At 48.0% G+C, this 21644-nt stretch carries 24 protein-coding genes; 8 read left to right on the plus strand and 16 right to left on the minus strand.

The features are described from left to right. Positions 1-218 precede the first annotated feature (218 nt). On the plus strand, positions 219-1046 hold the full coding sequence (locus tag DUW71_RS15410) for an HDOD domain-containing protein (RefSeq protein WP_119396164.1): 828 nt from the start codon (positions 219-221) through the stop codon (positions 1044-1046). A 5-nt stretch (positions 1047-1051) separates the two neighbouring features. Here DUW71_RS15410 and argC read toward each other — a convergent pair whose 3' ends face one another. The 3 genes from argC to DUW71_RS15420 form a co-directional block, all read right to left on the minus strand. Next, on the minus strand, positions 1052-1996 hold the full coding sequence (argC, locus tag DUW71_RS15415; RefSeq protein ID WP_119396165.1) for an N-acetyl-gamma-glutamyl-phosphate reductase: 945 nt from the start codon (positions 1994-1996) through the stop codon (positions 1052-1054). Positions 1997-2119: 123 nt separating this feature from the next. Continuing rightward, on the minus strand, positions 2120-2248 hold the full coding sequence (locus DUW71_RS17965; RefSeq protein WP_267896672.1) for a hypothetical protein: 129 nt from the start codon (positions 2246-2248) through the stop codon (positions 2120-2122). A gap of 357 nt (positions 2249-2605) precedes the next feature. Continuing rightward, positions 2606-3127 (minus strand): YqgE/AlgH family protein, encoded by a 522-nt coding sequence (locus DUW71_RS15420; protein WP_119396166.1) that lies wholly within the window; start codon positions 3125-3127, stop codon positions 2606-2608. Between the two features lie 86 nt (positions 3128-3213). Here DUW71_RS15420 and DUW71_RS15425 point away from each other — a divergent pair, with 86 nt between their 5' ends. Continuing rightward, positions 3214-3678, plus strand: a complete 465-nt coding sequence (locus DUW71_RS15425) for a chemotaxis protein CheX (RefSeq protein WP_119396167.1) — start codon at positions 3214-3216, stop codon at positions 3676-3678. A gap of 38 nt (positions 3679-3716) precedes the next feature. Here DUW71_RS15425 and DUW71_RS15430 read toward each other — a convergent pair whose 3' ends face one another. From DUW71_RS15430 to DUW71_RS15445, 4 genes are read right to left on the minus strand one after another with little or no spacing between them, the layout of a single operon-like run. Then, the gene (locus DUW71_RS15430; protein ID WP_233546165.1) at positions 3717-4184 is read right to left on the minus strand and encodes a GAF domain-containing protein; all 468 of its coding nucleotides are present in this window, start codon (positions 4182-4184) and stop codon (positions 3717-3719) included. Between the two features lies 1 nt (position 4185). Continuing rightward, positions 4186-4464, minus strand: coding sequence for a hypothetical protein (locus tag DUW71_RS15435; RefSeq protein WP_119396168.1), 279 nt, complete (start codon positions 4462-4464; stop codon positions 4186-4188). A 56-nt stretch (positions 4465-4520) separates the two neighbouring features. Further along, entirely contained in the window at positions 4521-5279 is a 759-nt protein-coding gene (locus DUW71_RS15440; protein WP_119396169.1) for a Crp/Fnr family transcriptional regulator, read from the minus strand. Next, the gene (locus DUW71_RS15445) at positions 5276-5881 is read right to left on the minus strand and encodes an alpha-ketoglutarate-dependent dioxygenase AlkB family protein (protein WP_119396170.1); all 606 of its coding nucleotides are present in this window, start codon (positions 5879-5881) and stop codon (positions 5276-5278) included. Before DUW71_RS15445 ends, DUW71_RS15440 begins: the two co-directional genes overlap by 4 nt. A 167-nt stretch (positions 5882-6048) precedes the next feature. On the opposite strand from DUW71_RS15445, the gene DUW71_RS15450 reads away from it, so the two are divergent. Further along, a complete protein-coding gene (locus DUW71_RS15450; protein ID WP_119396171.1) occupies positions 6049-6618 on the plus strand; it encodes a DUF2937 family protein in 570 nt (189 codons plus the stop codon). A gap of 13 nt (positions 6619-6631) precedes the next feature. Here the strand turns inward: DUW71_RS15450 and DUW71_RS15455 are convergent, their stop codons facing one another. The 3 genes from DUW71_RS15455 to DUW71_RS15465 are packed head-to-tail and all read right to left on the minus strand — an operon-like array spanning position 6632 to position 9216. Then, a complete protein-coding gene (locus DUW71_RS15455; protein ID WP_158584168.1) occupies positions 6632-7315 on the minus strand; it encodes a sensor histidine kinase in 684 nt (227 codons plus the stop codon). Continuing rightward, positions 7308-8927 (minus strand): tetratricopeptide repeat-containing response regulator, encoded by a 1620-nt coding sequence (locus DUW71_RS15460; protein ID WP_119396173.1) that lies wholly within the window; start codon positions 8925-8927, stop codon positions 7308-7310. The genes DUW71_RS15455 and DUW71_RS15460 overlap by 8 nt, the downstream gene beginning before the upstream one ends. Positions 8928-8973: 46 nt before the next feature. Further along, positions 8974-9216: a hypothetical protein gene (locus DUW71_RS15465; protein ID WP_119396174.1), complete on the minus strand. Its 243-nt coding sequence runs from the start codon at positions 9214-9216 to the stop codon at positions 8974-8976. A 210-nt stretch (positions 9217-9426) separates the two neighbouring features. Between DUW71_RS15465 and DUW71_RS15470 the strand changes: the two genes are divergently transcribed. Together DUW71_RS15470 and DUW71_RS15475 are read left to right on the plus strand one after the other, a co-directional pair. Then, positions 9427-10494: an amino acid ABC transporter substrate-binding protein gene (locus tag DUW71_RS15470; protein ID WP_233546167.1), complete on the plus strand. Its 1068-nt coding sequence runs from the start codon at positions 9427-9429 to the stop codon at positions 10492-10494. A gap of 149 nt (positions 10495-10643) precedes the next feature. Further along, positions 10644-12965, plus strand: a complete 2322-nt coding sequence (locus DUW71_RS15475; protein ID WP_119396176.1) for a hybrid sensor histidine kinase/response regulator — start codon at positions 10644-10646, stop codon at positions 12963-12965. Here the strand turns inward: DUW71_RS15475 and DUW71_RS15480 are convergent. The 3 genes from DUW71_RS15480 to DUW71_RS15490 all read right to left on the minus strand — a co-directional run bounded on the left by DUW71_RS15480 (position 12955) and on the right by DUW71_RS15490 (position 16067). Further along, positions 12955-14355, minus strand: a complete 1401-nt coding sequence (locus tag DUW71_RS15480) for a GGDEF domain-containing protein (protein WP_119396177.1) — start codon at positions 14353-14355, stop codon at positions 12955-12957. The two genes, DUW71_RS15475 and DUW71_RS15480, sit on opposite strands and share 11 nt — an antisense overlap. Next, complete coding sequence (locus DUW71_RS15485; protein ID WP_119396178.1) at positions 14348-15109, minus strand: endonuclease/exonuclease/phosphatase family protein; 762 nt, start codon at positions 15107-15109, stop codon at positions 14348-14350. Before DUW71_RS15485 ends, DUW71_RS15480 begins: the two co-directional genes overlap by 8 nt. 196 nt (positions 15110-15305) lie before the next feature. Next, the gene (locus DUW71_RS15490; protein WP_119396179.1) at positions 15306-16067 is read right to left on the minus strand and encodes a c-type cytochrome; all 762 of its coding nucleotides are present in this window, start codon (positions 16065-16067) and stop codon (positions 15306-15308) included. Between the two features lie 129 nt (positions 16068-16196). Here DUW71_RS15490 and yihA point away from each other — a divergent pair, with 129 nt between their 5' ends. The 3 genes from yihA (at position 16197) to DUW71_RS15505 (ending at position 18859) form a co-directional block, all read left to right on the plus strand. Continuing rightward, the gene (gene yihA, locus DUW71_RS15495; RefSeq protein ID WP_119396180.1) at positions 16197-16826 is read left to right on the plus strand and encodes a ribosome biogenesis GTP-binding protein YihA/YsxC; all 630 of its coding nucleotides are present in this window, start codon (positions 16197-16199) and stop codon (positions 16824-16826) included. Next, entirely contained in the window at positions 16823-18136 is a 1314-nt protein-coding gene (locus DUW71_RS15500) for an MATE family efflux transporter (RefSeq protein ID WP_119396181.1), read from the plus strand. Before yihA ends, DUW71_RS15500 begins: the two co-directional genes overlap by 4 nt. An 84-nt stretch (positions 18137-18220) precedes the next feature. Continuing rightward, positions 18221-18859, plus strand: a complete 639-nt coding sequence (locus tag DUW71_RS15505; protein ID WP_119396182.1) for a hypothetical protein — start codon at positions 18221-18223, stop codon at positions 18857-18859. 907 nt (positions 18860-19766) lie between these two features. On the opposite strand, the gene DUW71_RS15510 is transcribed toward DUW71_RS15505, so the two are convergent. The 3 genes from DUW71_RS15510 to DUW71_RS15520 are packed head-to-tail and all read right to left on the minus strand — an operon-like array spanning position 19767 to position 21636. Beyond that, entirely contained in the window at positions 19767-20855 is a 1089-nt protein-coding gene (locus tag DUW71_RS15510) for a 5-(carboxyamino)imidazole ribonucleotide synthase (RefSeq protein ID WP_119396183.1), read from the minus strand. Between the two features lie 2 nt (positions 20856-20857). Then, positions 20858-21349: a 5-(carboxyamino)imidazole ribonucleotide mutase gene (purE, locus tag DUW71_RS15515; RefSeq protein WP_119396184.1), complete on the minus strand. Its 492-nt coding sequence runs from the start codon at positions 21347-21349 to the stop codon at positions 20858-20860. Between the two features lie 20 nt (positions 21350-21369). Continuing rightward, complete coding sequence (locus DUW71_RS15520; protein ID WP_119396185.1) at positions 21370-21636, minus strand: YheV family putative zinc ribbon protein; 267 nt, start codon at positions 21634-21636, stop codon at positions 21370-21372. Between the last annotated feature and the right edge of the window lie 8 nt (positions 21637-21644).

Below are 21644 nucleotides of genomic sequence, written 5' to 3' on the forward strand. Positions count from 1 at the left end.
ATTGCGGCGAAGGTTATCAATGCATACGGTGACTCTCAAGAAATATATCAAAATTTTTTGATATATCCATAAAGCGCAACGATTATGTCTGTCAATAACGGCAAACATCTAAACTCTTGCTCGCTAAATCAAACTTCGCATGCAAGGTTAGCTATGCTGAAAGAACTGCACGCAAATGTGATGCACGTTTTGATTATTAGTGGAGCGTCTTTTCGGCAATGAATAACTACCAACATTACTTGTCTAAGATTGGTGGCCAGGTACTTGCAGGCAATGTACAACTGCCGTCACTGCCGAAGCAGGCAGCCATCATTCGTGATGTGGTGATGTCTGAACCACTAGATTTACATGAGTTAATTTATTCGGTTGAAAGCAATGTCGGCATTGCCACCGTGTTCATTGGGCAAGCTAATAGCGCCTTTTATCGAGGGGTCGAGCCGGTAAAGTCAGTACGTGAAGCGATTATTCGCGTAGGTGTAGATTATGCCCAGTCATTAGCTATGCGCGCAGCGTTAAGAACGCTCTATATTCCCAGAAGCCAAGCGGCTCGGGTTTGGTTCGATCAACATTGGCAAGAAAACTATTGGGTCATTGCAGCAGCGCGTTACTTGGCAACCTGGACGCGACACAATGTTGGCGAAGTCACCATGTGCGCCATGCTACATAATATTGGCCGCTTACCTATTGTAATCGAAATTGATCAACAGAACCGAGCTGATGAGCTGTATCAAAACGGCTACCAGAGTGTTGCCGCCCTAGTACCAACTGCGCCCAGAATTAGTTATTTGATTGCCAAGCGCTGGGCAATGAGCGAAACCCATTGTCGCACGGCCCTAGTGGCCGGTGAGCTCAACAAGCGCTATAACGAATCAATTTTGAACGTTATTAATTTTGCCGTCGTAATGGGTCGCAGCTTATTCGTCGGTTTGCCGATCACCGAAGTGATTGACACACCTGAAGCGAGCAATGTGATCGATATTTTAAATCTTGATCGTAAGCAGATCATCCGTGCTGCCAATCAAATGGCGGCAACACGGGATGATTAACGCGCTCAACCTAGCGTGACACACAAGTCTTCGGCAAGACCAAGCATGATATTTAGGTTTTGCACACAGGCGCCACTAGCACCCTTACCTAGGTTGTCCAAGCGAGCGATGAGCAGATGGCGATCCTGATCAGCATCGTGAATGGCTGTCACATCGCAGTAATTAGTACCCGCCACGCCTTCTACATGGAAAAAGTTATTGGCTAACACCTGCTCGGGTTTCAGCACACGGACAAACTTTTGACCGGCATAATAGTCTTCCAACACCTGCGCCAAGTTTGCTTGCTCATTGCTAAGGTCATCACGATGCAAAGGTATTTGTATCACCATGCCTTGCGGTAGGTTCACCACACTTGGGAAAAAGTTTGGCTTGTGTGACAAAGCGCCCCACTGGCGGATTTCTTTGATATGTTTGTGCTCAAAGTTCATCCCGTATAGGGCGTAAGCCGAGGCAGGATTGGCCGCTTCATAGGTTTCGATTAATGCTTTACCACCACCGGTATAACCAGAAACGGCATTTATTGAGATGCGGGCACTGTCTTTTAACACGCCCGCTTGTGTTAAAGGCTTCAACAACAGGGTTGCACCCGTGGCATAACAACCTGGGTTAGATACCCGCTGTGCGTTTGCAATGGCTTGCCGTTGGTCTGGGCTCAGTTCGGGCATGCCATATACCCAACCATCCTGTACGCGATGCGCCGAGCTTGCATCCAATACGCGACAGCCAGCCTCATCGGCCAAAGCAGCCGACGCCTTTGCAGCGTCATCGGGCAAACATAATACGGTTACATCCACAGAGGCCATTAGCGCTCGCTTGGCATTGTCGTCTTTGCGCAAGTCTGGATCGATACTGACTAGCTCAATATGCGGGTGATGGGCGAGGCGGTCACGGATTTGCAGGCCAGTCGTGCCCGCTTCACCGTCGATAAATACTTTAAACTGCTTTGACATGTTGGACTCCTACAGAAGTGCTTTTTATGCTCGCTATTGTAGGAGTAAAGTGGCGCAGTACAATCATTTCATCACATTCGCTGTGCGTGCGCCCTTAAGAAAATAGTAAGTAGTTACCGAATTTTAGCGCTGGTCATCCCGGCGGCGCACTGGCACAGGTACTCGCTTAGGCTGCATGGCTTTTGCTTTTTTAGCTGCGCCAGCAGCAAGCAATGCGGTTACTGCAGTAATAATTACAATTGTCGTTGTCATATCGCACTCCTCGGCTTCGCGGTTTCGACTGACTTCACTTATTAACGATAATTGGTCTCTATCAGTAGGACTAGTTACGATAAATAAATGTTACCTTGTTGGTAATTACGTCAAATTATCGATTTGGTTCTTAACAGCACGAGCCTAAAACCGTCAAGATTACTCACACTATTGATTGGGGTAGTTTGCTTTTTTTCAACTTGAAAGGCCGTGCTGCAGACAAAGTACTGGCTAAGGCCATGCTTATTTATTTTGCAATTACGATGATTTTCTCGCTATGATTGAAGTGTCGGCATTCATAATAATTATGATGTCGCACAGATCTCAAACCAATGAGAGAAGCGCGGCCGGTCAGTCTTAAGACTGATCGGCCATTTTTTTTGCCAGCGCATCCGCTACTTGCACACAGGTTTCATATAGCCGATCTTGGCCAATGCTAAATAAAATAGCATCGCTTGCTGGAATGATTTGCCAGTCTTTATTATCCGATACCGACGCTTCAAGCTCACCCGGCTGCCAGGTATACACACCAAAACCAATTCTAGCTAGCGCCCCAAAATCACCACTGGCAGCAACACTTAGCCCATCAAGCGATAAGGTTAACTGCGCAGCACCTAATTCGAGTGAATTTTCAAAGGCTATGTCTGGCACGACCGGGTGTAATACCCAGGGTTTGTCTTCTTTATCTGGCCCACCAATAAAGATAGGGTTCTGCTTCACCGCCGCGGCGATGTCGTCGCCAAACACTTGCTCCCAGCTAGTGTCGCTAGCATCGTTTAAACAAATGCCAAAGGCGCCGGTTTCATTATGATGCGCAATCAACACAATGCGCTGCTCGCTGCCTCGACCTACTAACAACCAACCTGACAAAGATGTCATAAATTATTTTCCGTTTTCTTTTTGATGTTTACCACGTACCCATTCGGTGAATGCTAATCTTACAGTAGATTCGTTGGGTGCAGTCTATGAATGTTGAATTTATTAACCCTTTCTTAGCGTCGTTTATCGATGTTATGTCTACCATGGCAATGGTACCTGTGCAGCCAGATAAGCCAAAGCTTAAGGCGGATGCGCGAGCGGCTGGCGTACTCACCGGCTTTATCGAAATGAAGGGCCCACAAGTGCAAGGGTCGTTGGCAATTAGCTTTGACCGACCATTAATTGAAGCCGTTTTTACCAACATGCTGGGTGAGCCAGAAGCAGATCTAGACAAAGAGCTTCGCGACTTAGTCGGCGAAATCACCAATATGCTAACAGGCGGCGCCAAGATGCGTTTAGCTGAAAAGGGTTATGATTTTGAGTTGGCACAGCCGAAGATCATCGACGGGGAAGAACACTATATTATGCACTTCTCGCCGCAACGGGTCATTTGCATCCCTATTGCGGGCGAGGCCGGCAAGGCGATGTTGGAAATCAGTTTTAACAAGTAGCATGGCCGAAAACAGAAGCCGATAAACCCATGGTTTAATTAGTGCCAATTTAGCCAATGCTGGGCAACCAACTGAGCAACCGCCTCCACTTGTTCAGCATGTTCATTGGTAAAATGCCCTGTATGTGGCGAGTCTAAATCGATTACAGCAACAGTGCTGCCTGCCACGACAATCGGCACAACAAGCTCACTTCTGGTATTCACATCACAAGCAATATGCCCTTCGAATCGCAGCACGTCGCCGACAAGCTGGGTTTGCTGAAGCCTAGCGGCGGCACCACACACGCCCTTAGCGAAAGGGATTCGTATACAAGCTGGCAGCCCTTGAAAAGGCCCTAAAACTAGCTCCTCAGGCGCATCAACTAGATAAAAACCAGCCCAGTTTAACCCCTTGATACTATGCATTAGCAACGCGGCAAGGTTCGACAAGTTGGCGATTTTATTGGTTTCTCCTGCAACTAGGTGGGAGGCCTGCTCGCCTAGGTGAGAATCAGTAATACTGAACAAATTATTGCCTCTTAATACGTTGAATAAACTGTCGCCAGCGTGATGGTTTTGCCGGTTTAATTAAGGCGGCATAGAATGCTTTCTGCAAGGTAACTGGCGATGGGCTAAACCCGTACTTAAGGCGCCAGTGGCGTTCGGCTTGCTGAATGAGAGCATTAGCTTGATAGTCAAAATTGCTCACCCCGTCGATCGACATGGGTTCGCGTTGCCAATCAATATTTTGCGCTGCAATTTCTTGCGCAAACCACTGCTGCAATGTCGCGAAGTCATCTCCAGCCAAAGCAATGCTCCCAATTAACGGCCCGCTGAATCAATACGTGCTGAGCAGGCCTTGGATTATGACGACAGTAGTTTATCGTTGGCGTTGACAATATTCGCTGCCATCGACTTCATCAACCCCATAATCAAATGTGGACTAGTGCGAATAAGTAAATCAAACTGTGCAGCAGGCACTGCTAGTACCGTGCAATGCTGCTTGGCAACAACAGAGGCTGTTCGACGCTCTCCATGTAATATCGACATTGCGCCAAATATCTCACCGGCGACAATAGTTGCTACCTGCTTGCCATTGCGCACAACTTCAGCTTCCCCTTCAACCAAAGAGTAAACATAGTCTGGCAGAGACCCTTGCTCGATAATGGTATCGTCCGGCTTAAAGAGGCGATGCTCAGGAAGTTCGTGTACCTCCACCGGTGTGTACTGACGTATTTGCTCAAAAAGACAGCCAGGCCAGCGGGTCAATAATGTGAGCCAGTCAGCTAGTAACTCTGTGTTGCTTTGCAACTGGTGCAGCGGCATTAGATACACTTCGCAAGCGCCTTCGGCTCGCAAGGAAAAATCCGTTGGCAGTGCGAATATCGGATCGCCAGGCTCAAGCGTGAGCACGTGCTGATTGCGATAATAAAGCCGTATATAACCTTCGTGGAGTAGCGCCAAGTCGGTGTCACTATGTTCCGGAAACTCGACATACTCGCCGCTCAGCACTTGCCGTGCTGTAAGCTCTTCAGGTAACTCGGCAAATACTCGGCTCGCCACTTGTTGCAATGTTACCTTGTATTCAGCCAGTGCAGGCGATGCGTCATAAAGTGGGATCATAATAGTCTCCGTGCATCATGTTGATCGCCAGTGTGGCGAAAGGTCAAACTGTAGCGACTTTGCGTTACAAGCTGTGGGCTTTGGGCAAGTAAAGCGTGCTGCCAATGCGACTGAAACCCAGATGGCATAAGTAACAAGCTACCGTGATCTAGGCATACTTTTTCCAGCATTTTTGTCTCACCCTTGCGTCGCACGCCAAGGTATCTTGCAACACCTAAGGATACAATAGCAATGACCGGATTCTGACCCAGCTCAGGCTCATCATCACTATGCCACCCCATTTTGTCCTGCCCACCACGATAATGATTGGCAAGTGCGCTATTAAAGCGCGTATCAAACTGCTGGTTAAGCCTTTCAGTTAATGCTGCAAGCCAATGAGGCCAGCCAGCACTTTGCATGCTAATGCCTGAATATCGATATGATTGTTGCGACGCAGCCAACCATAGATGCTGGCGAGGAATGGCATGCTTTTTACCATACAGGATGAGATAATCCTGCCGCCAAGGCAACCCAGCAAGCTGTGAAATCAGATCGCTTGTTTCAGAATTCTCAAGCCAGTTGGGGTAGTAGAGCATGTGACTTACGGTCTGGACTGGTTGCATTGTGTCACCTAACGATCAACGTGCCATAACAGCTACTGAACAATTTTTAGACATTTTTAACCACAGCAAATGAGAAACTTGCCAACTGGTTCAAAACCCCTAGATATAGGGAAGTCTATATTGCACAGGTATCCATTTTGCAACGCCCAAAACTGGCTAGAGCATTTATGTATCGATTTTTTTGCCAAGTAACAGAGCGATTAGTATTTCTAGCATCCGCACTGCTAGGTATGCAAATTCCTGCGTTTTTAGCCAGCTATCGCCAGCGCTTAGATGGCCAATTGTTTGAAGCGACACAAGCATTAGCGAGCTATCGAGAGATTGCTGTACGCAATCATGAAGGCGATATGCAAAGGCTAATTGATAGCTTTCTAGTATCATCTGACGCCAGCTCACGTGAGGTGGGATTTATAATCTTGGAAACGCGTGACAAAGTAGAACAACTACAGGCAAAACTAATGGCATTAAGCGATGGCTCTTTGTTTAGCCAGCTTTGGCATTTCTTTAGTTACTGGGATGGTCAAGCCGTGCAAGGCACATGGCAGCTGTATCAGCCAACGATTCTGCTTACCTTCGAAGCCCTGATATGCGCCTTATTAATTGGTTTTATCGGGTCGGCGGTGAGTTTATTGGTACTGCGAGGACCAAGCTGGCTAGGTCGACAGCTGGTAGATTTTATGGCGGTAAAACGTGGTCGAGACATGGCCGCAGCGGCACAGCGCCGCTTGCAGCAGTAAATCTATTGTAGCGTTAGGGCAGCCATAGGCGAAAATGTGCGCCCTCCTCATTCGACAGCTGTATTTTGCCACAGATACCGTTCTTTTCATGCATATTGGCGACCTTCTCACTCAGGTAAAGACCCAATCCCGTGGAGCCTGTTGCCATGTTAATTGTGCTTGGCCCAGTTAAGCCTTCAATAAGCGCTTGCGGGTATCCACGCCCGTCATCCGTAACTTGTATGCAGAGCATGTCATGCCCAGCAACCTGCTCAATAAACGCGGTGAGATGAATCGTGCTGTTGGTATAACGAATGGCATTGGTCACCACATTGTTCAAGATCGACTCAACCTGCATTGGATCAAAAAACCAGGCTAGGTCTTCCGAACACGCCATACTCAGGGTAACGTTTAGTTGAGCTGCCATACGTTGATAACGAGCAACCACATCTTCAAACACGTCCACAACAAGGGCTTCTTGCACATTAATAACGAGTTTGCCGGCATCTTGACGCTGCAACCCCAAGAGGTTCATCAATACATTATTCATTCTGGCACTTTCGAGTGACAGACGATTGATGCGTTGCAAAGCATCCGTTTGATTCGGCTCGAGCTGGGCAGCGATACCATCTAACTCACTGGTCATGAGTCCTAATGAGTTCTTCACATCATGTATAAGCGCCGAATAGGCGGCAGTGATAGGATTTTGATCAGGCACCAAGTTTCTCCTTAATTTGCAACGCTTTGCTCTGCAACTGCTGATAGCGCTCATATTGCGAGTGCAAGTCGGATAGGTACTGCAGTCGTTGTAGTAAAGCGAGTGCGGCACTGATGCGCTCTTGTTGATTATTACCACTGAGCACCAACTGTAGCAGCGCTTGCACGTAGTTCAATATCAGGCTTGGATTGTGAGGTGATATTTGTAGCGCAGCTTGATATTTGTCTTCTGCCAACTCAAAGTTACCGTCTTTGTATGCCTGAACCGCAGACCGGTTCAGTTCGGAAGCCTTACGTTTATCCTGTTCCGGGATTGGTTCCGACTGCATTTCGATAATCTTCGACTGCAAAGCTTTGTCGTTAGGAAACTTCTTAATTAACTCATCCGCCCAGCGATTGGCAGCATTCGCTTGCCCCACATCATAGTAGGCTTGCATCACCTCGAGCAGTAATTCTTGTGACACATCACCAATTCGACGCTTGGCGGCATCCATCAGTTTTTCGGTCATCGACGCTCGAGCCGCTTTGGCAGCTAGTCTTAGCTGATGGATTTGAGACCGCAACACGGCCTCAGGGTCATCCTTAAAACGCTTATTCATTTTGTCTAACACACGAGAAGCATCGCGTAGAAAGTCAGCCTCATCTGCTACTTCAGCACTGCGCTCAGCAGCTGATTCTAGGTTCAACAATAAACGATCATATAGCGCTGGCGTTTCATGGGGGCTGTTCTCCGCCAGCTTTACTGCTTTACGGAATGCCTTGGCTGCACCACCAGGGTCATCAAGCTGTTCAGATAACTCTCCAATGCGCATTTGTCGGCGAAACGAACGGGGCGAAATGTGAGCGCCCTCTTCACTTGCATGGCGAGCCTGCTCAAGCTCGTCTAGCCGCTCGTAGGTCATCGAAAGCAAATCATAGGCTTTAACAAAATTTGGGTACCTTAATACCAAACCCTGTAATTGCTCGATAACGGGGTGAAAGTTGCCTTTTAGAAATTCAATTCTGGCGAGCAAAAAGTCAATCCACGCCTGCTCTCGCTGCTCACGAGCTTCTAATAAGACTGTCTTAGCATCGTCGAGCGCTTTTTGATCGAGCAAGATATCGACTTTTTGTCGCTGCGCCCAGTTGCGGTAGCGAGGAGATTCTTCAATTAGCTTGTCGAGTTCTGCTAACGCTGACTCAAAGTCTTCGTTTTCAATGGCGGCTAATGCGGGTTCAATTGCATTTTTTCGGGTGGCCCAGCGCTGTAATCGTTTATCGAGTGTGTCGAGTGCAAAGGGTTTAGCCATATAATCATCTGGCTCAAACTCAAGTGCCCCCATCACCATTGCCCTAGTTGTTTCGGCGGTGATCATCACATAAACGGTACGCTGGCTGATAATTTTCTCGGCTCGAGCGAGTTCAAGGAGCTGCTGCCCATCTCGGCCAGGCCCTAGATTGTAATCACATAAAACAACGTCGAAACTTTGATAACGTAGTGCCCGCAGGGCCTCTTGACCGTTTGAAGCTTCGGTGACATTTTCGATGCCAAGTCGGACGAGCATACCTTTGATCGACTTACGCACATTGTCAAAGTCGTCTACTACCAAGCACCGGTAGTGGCTTAAATCCATAATCACTTCCCAACAAGATGTGGCTTGTTGGGAAGTATAGTTGCCTTTAGTTACTTTGCGTCACAACTCGCCACCGAAATCCGGTCTCGGTTACTTCACAGCGCCAGTATTCACCAAGGGCGGTATAGGCAATGTCGCCTTGCCAGTAAACATAACCGTCTAATAAACAAACTGGTTCCGTTGCAACAAACTGCATTAGATTTTCTGGCGTCACAGACAGGTCGAGTAAGTCAGTTTTACCCATTGCGACAACTGGCAATAAGAGCAGACCAAATAATATTGCTCGCATGATTCCCTCGCTTTTTTATTTTTCAGCATACGATATGCGCTAGGCCTTGTGACCCCATTCACAAAAAATTCATTGTCTTGTCACAGTTGCATCAATTAATGTCTTTAATTGTTCTTAACAACCGCAACAGCCTATTGCAGTAGGCCTACTGGCTAAACTAAGGTAGGCTCGAAGGTTCATAGCCCGTTATGTTTTTGGAGATCACCCATTTTGCGCCAAGCCGTTGCCGTTTTATTCATTGGGGTTTTGTCTTGCATGCTGTTAACTGGCTGCCGCGACTCCTTTACTAGCGATAACGACATTCCAATTCAAGACTCGCTAGATGATGGCGGCACTGTGGCGAAAGTGCGCCAACGTGGTCTGCTTAAATGCGGCGTTAGTACCGGTATTCCGGGGTTTTCCGACCGCAATCAGAATGATCGCTGGCAAGGGATTGATGTCGATATCTGCCGGGCCGTGGCCGTTGCGGTGCTAGAAGATCCCGATGCCATTGAGTTTGTTGCCTTAAATCCTCGCAATCGTTTCCTCGCCATCAAAAGTGGCGAGGTAGACCTGCTTGCTCGCAACACCACTTGGACCATCACTCGCGATACGGCAATTGGCCTAGCAGTGGCCGGCGTCAATTATTACGACGGCCAGAGCATCATGGTTAGGGCTGGCGATGCCGCTGCGGGCGTGCCAGGGCTGGCCAACAAGACGATTTGTGTGCAGCGCAGTACTACGTCAGATCCAAACCTAGCCGATTTCTTTCGCCGTTTAGGCTTTGCCTACGAGCCACTGAAGCTCGCCACACCAGAAAAAATGATTGAGGCCTTAGAAGCCAATGACTGCCAGGCGATATCAGCGGACCAATCGCAGCTGTTTGCGCATCGCTCGCGGCTTGCTAATCCAGAAGACTATCAAGTTCTGGATGTTTATATTTCAAAAGAACCACTCGGTCCGGTAGTGCGTGGCGATGACCAACGCTGGTTCAACATTGTTAAGTGGTCGCTGTTCGCCATGATCAATGCCGAAGAGCTTGGCATCAATATGGATAATGTTGAACAAATGAAGCAATCAACCGTGCCTGAAATCCGCCGAGTGCTTGGGACCGAAGGAAATATTGGTAGCTATCTTGGGCTAAGAGCAAGCTGGGCAGCCGATATTATTGCCACAGTTGGCAATTATGGTGAGTCCTTCGAGCGCAACCTAGGTATGGCATCCCCAATAGGCATACCAAGAGGCTACAACCACTTGTGGAAAGAAGGTGGCATTCTGTATGCCCCACCATTCCGCTAGCCACAACTTAACGAGTAGACACTACCCAATAGTAGAACAAAAAACAGGCAATGAACCATTCTTTGCTATGCTATTCCCCTGTTATCTGTGTAGACTTTTGCGGTCGATGACAACGCCTACTTATTATGCATTGGGACACTTGATTCAGAATGGAAACTTGGCAACAGCGCACTTGGGCAGCATCTATATTGTTGTTGCTGCTAGCGAGCACTGGCTTTGCGCAAGCCCTTACAATACCTGTTACAGCACAAGACCAATACCCGCTTGAGCCATATGTAGAATGGTACCTAGAACCTGGTGATAGCAAGTTAACGGAAGCGCAAGTGCTCAATTTGCCTAATGACGCATGGCAATCACGCGCAGGCACCTTCAATGAAGGTGTACGAGCTGGCGTAGTGTGGGCTAAGTTTCAACTCGATTTAACTGACACCTATCATCGCGATTGGTCTCTGCATGTTGAAACGCCACACCTATCCAAAATCGATATCTTTGAACTGAAAGACGGCAAACCCATCAGTCTTTATCGTTCAGGACTCGACAGAGCCTTTGAAAGCCGAGAGTTCAGCCACCATGATTATATTCTGAAAATTAGCCCCATTGACCAAACTGAGTTTTTACTTCGTCTAGAACATGACGAATGGTTGCGCATACCGATCACCCTTAAAAAAACCAACCACCTCGAGGAGGAGCTGCGTGTTCAGTTGCTACTGGACGGCCTAACTTATGGCCTAATGCTTGGCTTAATTGTATTAACTCTGCTTATGCTGGTGGCTGGGCGCGATACGGTGCACCTGTACTTTCTTGGTTACATCATTAGTGCCACAATTTATGTGGCCGGGTTAGATGGTTATTTTATGGAGTACTTCTGGCCTAAATGGGTGCCTTGGTTTGGGCCAGTATTACATATGTTTACACTGGCGATATTAGCCTGTGGCGCATTGTTTTTTACCCGCGCACTGCAAGTTAAACAGTGGGCGCCCAAGCTCGCATTTGGCTTAAATACTATGGCAGTGGTGTTTATTAGCTTGCTGCCAGTGGTCATTTTTGCGCCAGGGCACATTATGAACTTGGTTGAGATTTACCTCACCCTACCACTGGCTGCACTCACCGTTGCAGCGGCTAGCAAAGCAATTAAACGTGGAGACAAGTCAGCCACAATACTAATTATTGGCTTAGTGATTCAGTGGCTATCCATTGGTGTGTACGTGCAAGAAACGCTCGGCACGATAGATATTCGCAACCATGGTGTCGACATTATTAAGGTAGGCACTGTTGTCGGCTCCACCATCATGGCATTGGCACTGGCCTATCGAATCCGCCTAATAGCCGAAGCCCGTCGCATGGCCGAAGTAGAATCACAAAATCGAGCCAAGTATATGACCCAGGTGTCACACGAAATTCGCGCGCCAATGAGCGGGATTTTAGGCATTACCGACTTGCTAGAGCTGGCTAATAGCGAAGCAGAGCGCCAGCAGCATATTCAAGCTATACGCCAGGCCGGCGATGACCTTCTTGTGCTAGTCAACGACTTGCTAGACGAAGCTCGCCTAAAGGCTGGCAAACTCTCCCTGCGCAACAAAGACTTCGACTTAAGGCGATGTTTAGATCAAGTAGTGCAGTTGTGTAAAGGTGGACACCGCAACCCAGACGTAGAGCTGCGCTTAGCTGTTGCCGATAATATTCCATCGCGTGTTGTTGGCGATCATCGGCGCATCGCACAAGTACTAATCAACCTAGTCAGTAACGCTGCCAAGTTCACTCACACAGGTAGCATTACTATAGAAACCAAAGTTAGCCAACTTAATGATGGCAGCCAAGGCATTCGCTTCAGCGTCATTGATACGGGTATTGGGATAGACAAATCGTCACAAGCTCAGCTGTTTGAGGCATTTTCACAAGCCAACGAACAAATTGAAGCCACCTATGGTGGTTTTGGCTTGGGGTTGTCCATTTGTCGTGAGTTAGTCAATGAAATGGGAGGCAAGCTCGAACTCGTTAGCGAAATTGGTAAAGGCGCCAGCTTTAGTTTTACATTACCTCTACCCATGGTAGTGGAAGACTTCTCTGGCACGCCAACCAGTACCCCAGATCACGCTAGCATCCGAGCCCTGGCAGCTGAGGACAACGAAGTTAACCGCAAAGTTTTGGAAAACTTTATGCGTTACGAAGGCCACGACATAATGTCGTTTGCTAATGCCGAGCAACTCATTGCGTGCTGGAGTGAGACAGCTGATATCCAAGTCATTTTTCTGGATATCAACCTACCCGAAATGGACGGCCCAACTGCAGCCAGGCAAATTATCAATATCGCCAAAGAGCAGCAGCGACCGGAGCCTGTCATTATTGGTATTTCTGGCAATGTGGGAGCCGAGGATGAAAGCCGCTGTATTGAGGCAGGCATGCAGCAATTGCTACATAAGCCATTGCGATTAAACCGCCTACAACAGGTACTAGATCAGTTCAATCGCTAGGCTCGGCTAAAACAACTTGGTTTCTGCCAGACCTTTTTGCCTTGTATAAAGCTTCATCGGCTTGGTTAAAGACGTCATTGAACTCGCTCCCTTGTGTCCATTTGGCCACGCCAAAACTACAAGTAACCGTTACTCGCTCACCTTTATAAGTAAGACGGGCAGACTGGATGCGCTCTCGCAGTTTATTAATTACGGTCTGCGATTGCTCAAGCGTAATACCAGACATCAGGATCACGAACTCTTCACCGCCGTAGCGACAAACAAAGTCCGATTTCCGTATGCCGTCACTCAATAGTTTTGCCACCACCTGTAACAGCCTATCACCTGCTTGGTGGCCAAATTGATCATTTATGCCTTTGAACTTATCAATATCGGCAACCACCAAGACCAAACCATCATTACTGGCATTGGCAACAAAGCTAGGCCAGGTTTCTTCATAAGCACTTCGATTTGGCATGCCCGTTAGAGCATCGGTCATTGCACTTTTTTTCGTCGCTACCAACTCACGCTGCTGACGCCTATTTTCTTCTGCCATCGACGAAACGGTTCGCCCAAGGTCGACCATTTGATCACGTAGTGTTTTGCGAATCTCTCTTTGCTGGGCTAAAAACTCACCCATATCAGCGCGAATACCTTGCAGATTATTGACAATCTCTACTTTTAGCTCATCGATGTTAAGGTTCTTAGCTAGCTGGTCTTCAATTCGCTGGAAGTGCTCATCAATACGCGCAGTAAAGCGATCTTCCATCGCTGAAAACGCTTCATCTTGGCTTTGAGTCGCTGAAACAACCTGCCTAATTTCGCTTAGTTGTTGATTAAGCGTTGCCAGATACTGTTCGAACTCGGCCTGCTCGGCGCGCAATAGCTGAATCGCCATCGCTACCGCCTCATCGAGAATTGCTTGCCAGGTTTGTGGTTGCTGGTTCAGTTGTTCTAATAGCTCTTGGCAGCGTATGGTTTCACGACCGTAGGCGCGCAAGCAATGCAGTAAGTCTTGAATACGATTGTGAACATCCATTGGCATACCGCGCGTCATGTTCCGCGTGGCATGTTGTAGCGCTGCAGCAACAATTTCAAACTGTTTTAACAGTGAGCTGTCTTGTGACTCTAAATCTATTTGCTTGAGCTGACTTAAGTCCATGGTCTGAGCAAACTCAAGCACCTGAGAGTTAAGCTGCCAGCGCGCGCGCTTTTCTTGGCGCTCAGTATCATCCGCAGCCTCTTCGGCTACTTTGAGCTTTGCATCGAGTTCAGCCATTGGCGCGTCAGCTTTAATCGCGTCTTTTAGTGCACTAATTGCAGTATCTAAAGCCGCAGAACGCCCATAGCTCAGTAGCGATATTCGCTGAACGAACCTTTGAAGTGTTTCTGACGCAAGACTGTCAGTCACTGGTTACTCCTTGTCGCGAGCGCCTTTTGGGTAACTCAATCACGGCACTCACAGGTAGATGATCAGAAAACCTATGTTGCATTACAGTATAATCATGCAGCGCAATCGTGCGCGACAATAAAATATGATCTAGGGCAGTACGAGGGTGCCAACTTGGATAAGTAGGCTGATCAGATACCAGCGTCATATCTGGTGCAAGTTCTCGTAACCAATTCCGCAATAGCGCAGGCGCTGTATTGAAGTCGCCCATTACAATACGATTTGGGTAATGTTGTATTCGCTCAAAAATATAGCGCAACTGTTGCTTTTGAACCTGAGCGTTTAGCGCCAAATGCGTATTGACCAATACGGTTTCTGGATCGAGTTCGGCCAACATCACTCCCCGCCCTGGCAGATTGCCGGGTAATGGCGCTAGGCTGACGCGGTGCAAAGGTGTTTTCGCCAAAATTGCATTGCCATGCTGGGCGAAAGGCCCAAAGTTGCGTGTGCGCTGCAAGTGGTAGTAAGGCAAGCCCGCATGCTCAGCTAGCCAAGCCCCTTGGGCACGAAAACGACTTCTAAAAGAGCCACCATCCACTTCCTGCAAGGCTAGAAAGTCAAAGTCGGACAACAGGTCGGCCAACGCCAGCATGTTTTCATCTCGCAGTCGAGATGGCAGTAAGTGTTGCCACCCTCGTGTGATGTATTGCCTATAGTTTTGTGTAGGGATGCCCGTTTGAATGTTGTAGCTTAGTATTCGATAAGTCGTCATCATTCAGCCTTGCTCAGTCACCCTATACTATTGGCTAGGAATGTAATTCTTGCAAGTGCAAACCTTGGGTGCACGGTTGATTTGAGGACGTCGATGTCCGCAAACATTCGCTGCGCGAATGATTTACGGATCTACCAAGCTCTATACCTACTTTCTGTAGGTAATATAATAAAAAAAGCGGCAAGTGCCGCTTTTTTTATTATTGACGTGGTCGCAAACCTTGAATGTAGTTTGCTAGTGCCTCAATTTCATGTTCTTTTAAGGCAAATGCGATGCTTCGCATAATCATGCTATCGCCATCGTTAATGCGCTCATTTTCAGAAGATGGTTTATCACCCTCGTATAAATAACCGGCCTGGAACGCATATAGCTGCTTAGCCGTATACGTAGCATGCTGGCCACCAAGTTGCGGATAACCTGCCAACTTATTGCCCGAGCCAGATGGGCTATGACAAGCCGCGCAAGCTGGAACACCCGTATCAGGGTTACCACCATAATAAAGCTTTTCGCCTAGCTCTATCACCTTGTTCAACTCAGCTTGTTCAATAGCTGCTAGCTCTTCTTCACTCAACTCGCCAGCATTGGCTGGTGCTGGGTTTGGGTTCACCACACGACCATAGCTTACTGGTTGATCAGCGTAATAAGCAGCGATATCAAGCAAATCTTGATCAGTTAGACCGTCTAGAATACCAACCATAGATGCCACGACTCGATCGCCATTCTGCACATCTACCATTTGCTTATATAAGTAGCTTTCGTGCTGACCTGCTAGTTTCGGGAAAGTAGGCGTGGCCGATGCACCACCAGGGCCGTGACATGCCATGCACACCGCTACCTTGCTTTCACCTGCTACTGGGTCACCTTTCTTTGGTAACGTCACCGGGGGAGCGTTACCACCTGCCGCCGCAGCGCTGCCCACGACGCCACATAAAATCAGTACTGCCGTTATTAGCTTTTTCATACTTCAGTCCAAGATTGTCACGAGTTGTTTTCAGATCACATCGCAATGCGTCTGATCTGGTACACTATGTCGTCTTGCCCCTACGATATAGATACCTATACGGCAACATTATAGAGAGTGGTCAATAGAATGAGAAGTGACGAAAGCAACGAACCGGTAAAGATTGCTTATGATTCAGCTAGATTTTTGCTTAGCGCCCCCGATTTAGCTAGCTGCCCACCAGAGGGAGGCGTGGAAGTTGCATTCGCTGGTCGCTCTAATGCTGGGAAGTCTAGTGCACTCAATGCTTTAACGCGTAATAGCAAGCTTGCCCGTACCTCAAGAACACCAGGACGAACCCAGCTCATCAACTTTTTTTCCCTTTCAACACCAGATTTTAAGCTCGTCGACCTACCAGGTTACGGTTTTGCAAAGGTATCCAAAAGTAAACGCGGCGAGTGGGACAAAAACATGTCGCAATATTTACAGGAGCGACACAGTTTGCGTGGCCTGGTACTACTTATGGATAGTCGCCATCCGTTAAAAGACGACGACCTGTTTTTGTTGCAGTGGTGCCTTGAAAGCAATATGCCCGTGCACGTAGTGCTGACTAAAGCCGATAAACTAAAGCAAAAAGAGCTCGGTAAATCCTTAGCGATGGTAAAAGAAGCCGTTGATGGCGCTTCAGGGGTTAGCGTGCAGTCACTGTCGTCGACTAAAGGCAGCGGACTTGGCCAGTTGCGCCAACGTTTAGATAGTTGGTATCAAGCTTTTTCATGAGTTATTGGCGTAAAAGCATAAGTATTGCTTGGCCAGTTATGCTGGCCAACATCATTACGCCGCTTATTGGTTTAGTTGACAGTATTTTAATGGGCCGCCTGCCAAGTCCCGCCTATGCGGCGGCGGTCGGCGTTGCCGCAATGGTTGTGGGCTATATTGCTTTTGGTTGCAACTTTTTAAGTTTTTCAATGAGTGGGTTGTCGGCCAATGCCAGAGGCCGAGCACAGCCCCAGCAAGCCATTGCCGCTTGGCAACAGCAAGCCATTGCCGCTTGGCAACAGCACGCAATGATCGCATTGGCGCTAGGTGCTTTTTTCCTTGTTAGTCAGTTTATTTGGTTATCACCACTGCTATCGCTGATTAGCGAAGACACGCAGCTACAACAGCTGGCCGCGCAATACCTTCAACTGCGACTACTCAATGCACCTGTCATCTTATTAAACCTTTGTTTTATTGGCTTCTTTATCGGCCAGGGCCTCACCCGAATAAACCTAGTTGCCAGTGTTGCCGCGCAAGTCATTAACTTACTCCTTTCGGCTTATTTAGTGCTGGTTGCGCAATGGCATGTGCAAGGCGTTGCTGTGGGGTCGATGGTGGCAGAGTGGTTAATGACCCTTATTTATGGTTACAGTTTTTGGCGCTGGGCTAGGCGTAACGGGTGTTACCCATTTGGCCGCCAACCGAGCTACATGCAGCTATCGGCTTTACGCAAAAGAGGCAACACCCTGTGGTTACGAGGCCTAATACTGACCTCCAGCGTTGCCAGCTTGCCATGGATGAGTGCCACCATGGGTAACACCTTTGCTGCCAGCGTAACAATTTTATTAAACTTGTTTTTGCTCACCTCAAGCCTGCTCGATGGTTTTGCCCAAGCAACTGAGGCACAGATCGGTGCCGCAATCGATGCTAAAGGAACAACACAGAATAAAATTTTAGTCACCAACGCTAGCCTACTATTCAGCTTTAGTGCCATCCTGTTAACTGGGCTGTGGTTTGGACAAGATTATTTAATTAGCTTTTTCTCACAAGTTGCCAGCGTGCAAGATGCACTGCTACAGCTCTGGTGGGCACTCATTATTATGATTGGCGCGGGCAGTACCGCTTTTTTCTTAGATGGTGTGTTCATTGGACTCAATAAAGTGCATCACTTGCGCAACGCCGTTGTTGTACCAGCCTTGATCTTCTATTTCCCCAGTTTATTCTGGCTCGATAGCGCACAACAATTGCTGCTCAGTTTTGCATTGTTCCTAGCACTCAGATCAATTTGGTTACTGGTTTGTTTGCTCTATGCTAGAAAAAATGTGAACTAGCTACTCTTTCAACAAAAGTAGGTGTGCAGATTAAATTTCGAACACCTATAGTTTACCCAATATATTTAAGAGCTAGGTGAGCCTATGCCATACAAAGACATTCGTAACATCATTGATGATGCGATCCAGCATGAAGCCGAGACGGGTGCCTTCAGGCAAATACTCGAGCACAATTTGCAACACTTGCATCCTAGCATCCAAACGACCAGTAAAGATGTGGTGAATAGTCTGCAATTTTTTGTCATCGACTATATGCGCCATGTGCCGGATTGCTTAGAGGTGGTTGAGCAGGATGCTACCGAGCTCGGGCTTGAAGAAGCCATGCAGCCATTTGTTAATGTGGCCATCGACTACTTCTTAAGCCCTCCGGCGCAAATAAAGCAGCGTCAAGGCCTTGCTGGATTATTGCACACCGCATATTTAGCGCATCGAATGTTAGAGGAGCTAAATGACAACTACCTTAGCCGAACAGGGCAACCATTGATTCCTCGCAACCTAGTTACCGCTAACTTAGTAGTGCATGAGCTTATAGGCTCTGAGCTGGCGAGCGAACTAGAGCAGTTGATTTCGCAAATGACGTCTATTTTAAGCGCAAGGTTTAACAAAATCCCGAGTAGCTTGTTAAAGCAATCCACTGATGCCCCAGTATTTGAACGCTGGCCTTGTTTCGGCGACCCACATGGCGTGCAGTTACGGTGGGGCCGCCTAAGCGCTACACAGTAACATTGTAGAGGTAACAGTAACGTAACCGTTGGTGTCACTTGCTGCGGTCAAACTGCTAACCCCCACATCCAACTGTAAACGTCAACCAAAAAAAGCCAAGAAACTGACTGTTTTTTGGCTTTTTTTTATCGATTTAAATATCAGACCAACGTTGGAAAGTTGGCACGCCACCTGCATTGTATATTCTGAGAGAGACAGGTAGGCGCTCACAACAACAAAAATAATAGCAGCGCCAAGCCCCACCTAATAAAAATAAAAAGGGGCCAAGCACAATAACAACAATAAGTGCGCATACAAGAACCGCTGAGCCGACATTATGTCGGCTTTCTTGTTTCTGGCCACTGGATTTTCTTGCCCTCTCACTAATTCAGCGTTTTGTTGATTGCACCGTCAAAATTGGACTGACTAGATGTTTCCAATTGTAAGTATGCACTGTCGACGGATCGTCACTCTCGATGTCGACTAGTACACACTTTTTGTTACTGTTACTGTTACCTTTCCACCCAAGAAACAGAATCTAAGAGTTTGAAAGGCTTTGTAAGACAGACGTCAACGACAAAATGGTGACAACTTAACCGACAAGTGTGCGATACATCACATTTATCACACATGAATCACAAGTCTCAAAAGTGGCACGCGACCTGCATTAGTATTTGGGCAAGCACTTAATAACAACAATAAGCTTGGCACGTTACGCACCACCCAATAAAAACAATAAGGTGCGATAAAAACAGACACATAAAAATAAGAAAAATAAGTGTCGCGATAATAATAAGAAAAGCTGCTGAAGCCGGTGTCCTCACCGGCTTTGTCGTATCTGGCACAAGGGAAGTCTGGTCAGCGAGCAAAAAAAAAGCCAATGCACTCAAGGCACTGGCTTGTCAATTTTACTTGCTTGGTTACCCTGCTATAGCAGGTTATTCAATAACGGCTCAAGCTGCGCTAGGCGTTCGTCTAACTCAGACTCACTCTCTGCAACAACCGTTATATGGCCGATCTTACGCCCTGCACGCGCATCTTTACCATAGTCGTGCCAGCTTGCGCCCGGCACTGACAATATGGCCTCAATATCAGGCCAACCACCAATCACATTAAGCATGGCACAGGGTGCAAGCCGTTCGGTACTGCCAATAGGAAGCCCAGCAATCGCTCGCACATGATTGGCAAATTGGCTGGTTACAGCACCTTCAATTGTCCAATGTCCTGAATTATGTACTCGCGGCGCGATTTCATTGGCAAGTAATCCATCAGCGGTCACAAAGAACTCAAACGCCATTACGCCGACATAATCAAGATGCTGCATGACTCTGCTCGCGTAGTCAGCCGCTTGTGCCTGCAGCGGATGCGCGGCAACGGGGCGAGAACAATGCAAGATGCCTTGTCGATGCTCATTTTGAGTGATCGGCCAAGCACTAACTTCACCCGAACGACTACGTACCGCGACAATCGACACCTCATGGTCAAAGTCGACAAAACCTTCCATGATCAACGGCACTTCGCCAAGTTCAATGTAGCTACCTGCCACATCGGCTTCTGAGCGAAGTACTTTTTGACCCTTGCCGTCGTAACCCATGGTGCGTGTTTTTAGCACCGCAGGTAAACCAACGGTTGCAAGCGCCTGCTGCAAGTCTTGCTCGCTGTCGATGGTGGCAAGTTTTGGCACTGGAATACCCAGCTCGATAAACATCGACTTTTCGTGCCAGCGATCACGAGCCGTTTGGAGTGCCTTAGCATTGGGGTGCGCTGGCAGGTGCTCGGCAAGCTTGGCGACTGCTGCGGGAGGCACATTTTCAAACTCAAACGTTACCGCATCGCAGGTATTGATTAACTCTTCGATGGCAAAGTCATCATCGTAATCACATTGCAGGTGCACGCCAAATGATTGCGCACAGGCATCTGGCGCCGGATCAATGAAAGTAAACTCAACGTTCATTGGCCGCGCTGCAAGGGCCATCATGCGCCCTAATTGCCCGCCGCCTACAATACCAATTCGCACGCTTAAGCCTCGCTTGGGTCTGGATTCGCTAGCACTGTTTCCGTTTGATTGGCACGGAAAGCTTTCAGCGCTTGTTTTATCTCAGGGTATTTATTCGCCAAAATAGATGCTGCCAACAAGGCTGCATTGATCGCGCCGGCTCGGCCAATTGCCAAGGTACCAGTAGGTATACCAGCAGGCATTTGTACAATCGACAATAATGAGTCTACGCCACTTAACATACTAGACTGCACTGGCACACCTAACACGGGAAGTGATGTTTTCGCCGCACACATACCTGGCAAGTGGGCTGCACCGCCGGCGCCAGCAATGACTACTTCAATGCCACGGTCTTCTGCTTGTTCAGCATAGTCAAACAGCAAATCAGGCGTGCGGTGGGCAGATACGACCTTAGCTTCACAGCTAATGCCGAGTTTTTCCAAGGTTTCTACGGTGTGGCTCATGGTTGCCCAATCAGACTTCGAGCCCATGATGACGCCTACTAGCGCGGTCATGGCTTACTCCTATAAGATCTTTAATGATCAGTTCGGCGCAGGCCTGGATCTAAAATATTAATCGGCTGCGCAGGTGTTGGTTCACTTGCTGACACTGGCGTGACGCGAGTGGTTAGCTCACTTGGTGGGTTCACTTGCACCTTGGTTGATAGGCTATCTTCATAGCCACAATCAACACAGTCTCGATGCTGAAGCTCTGCTGCTTCGTCCAACCAGGCTCTAACACTGTCGGATGCACCACATTTTGGGCACACCACACCGGCAATAAATCGCTTAACTGGCTGCATGTTCTCTC

Source organism: Salinibius halmophilus (assembly GCF_003577475.1).
Lineage (GTDB): Bacteria > Pseudomonadota > Gammaproteobacteria > Pseudomonadales > Natronospirillaceae > Salinibius > Salinibius halmophilus.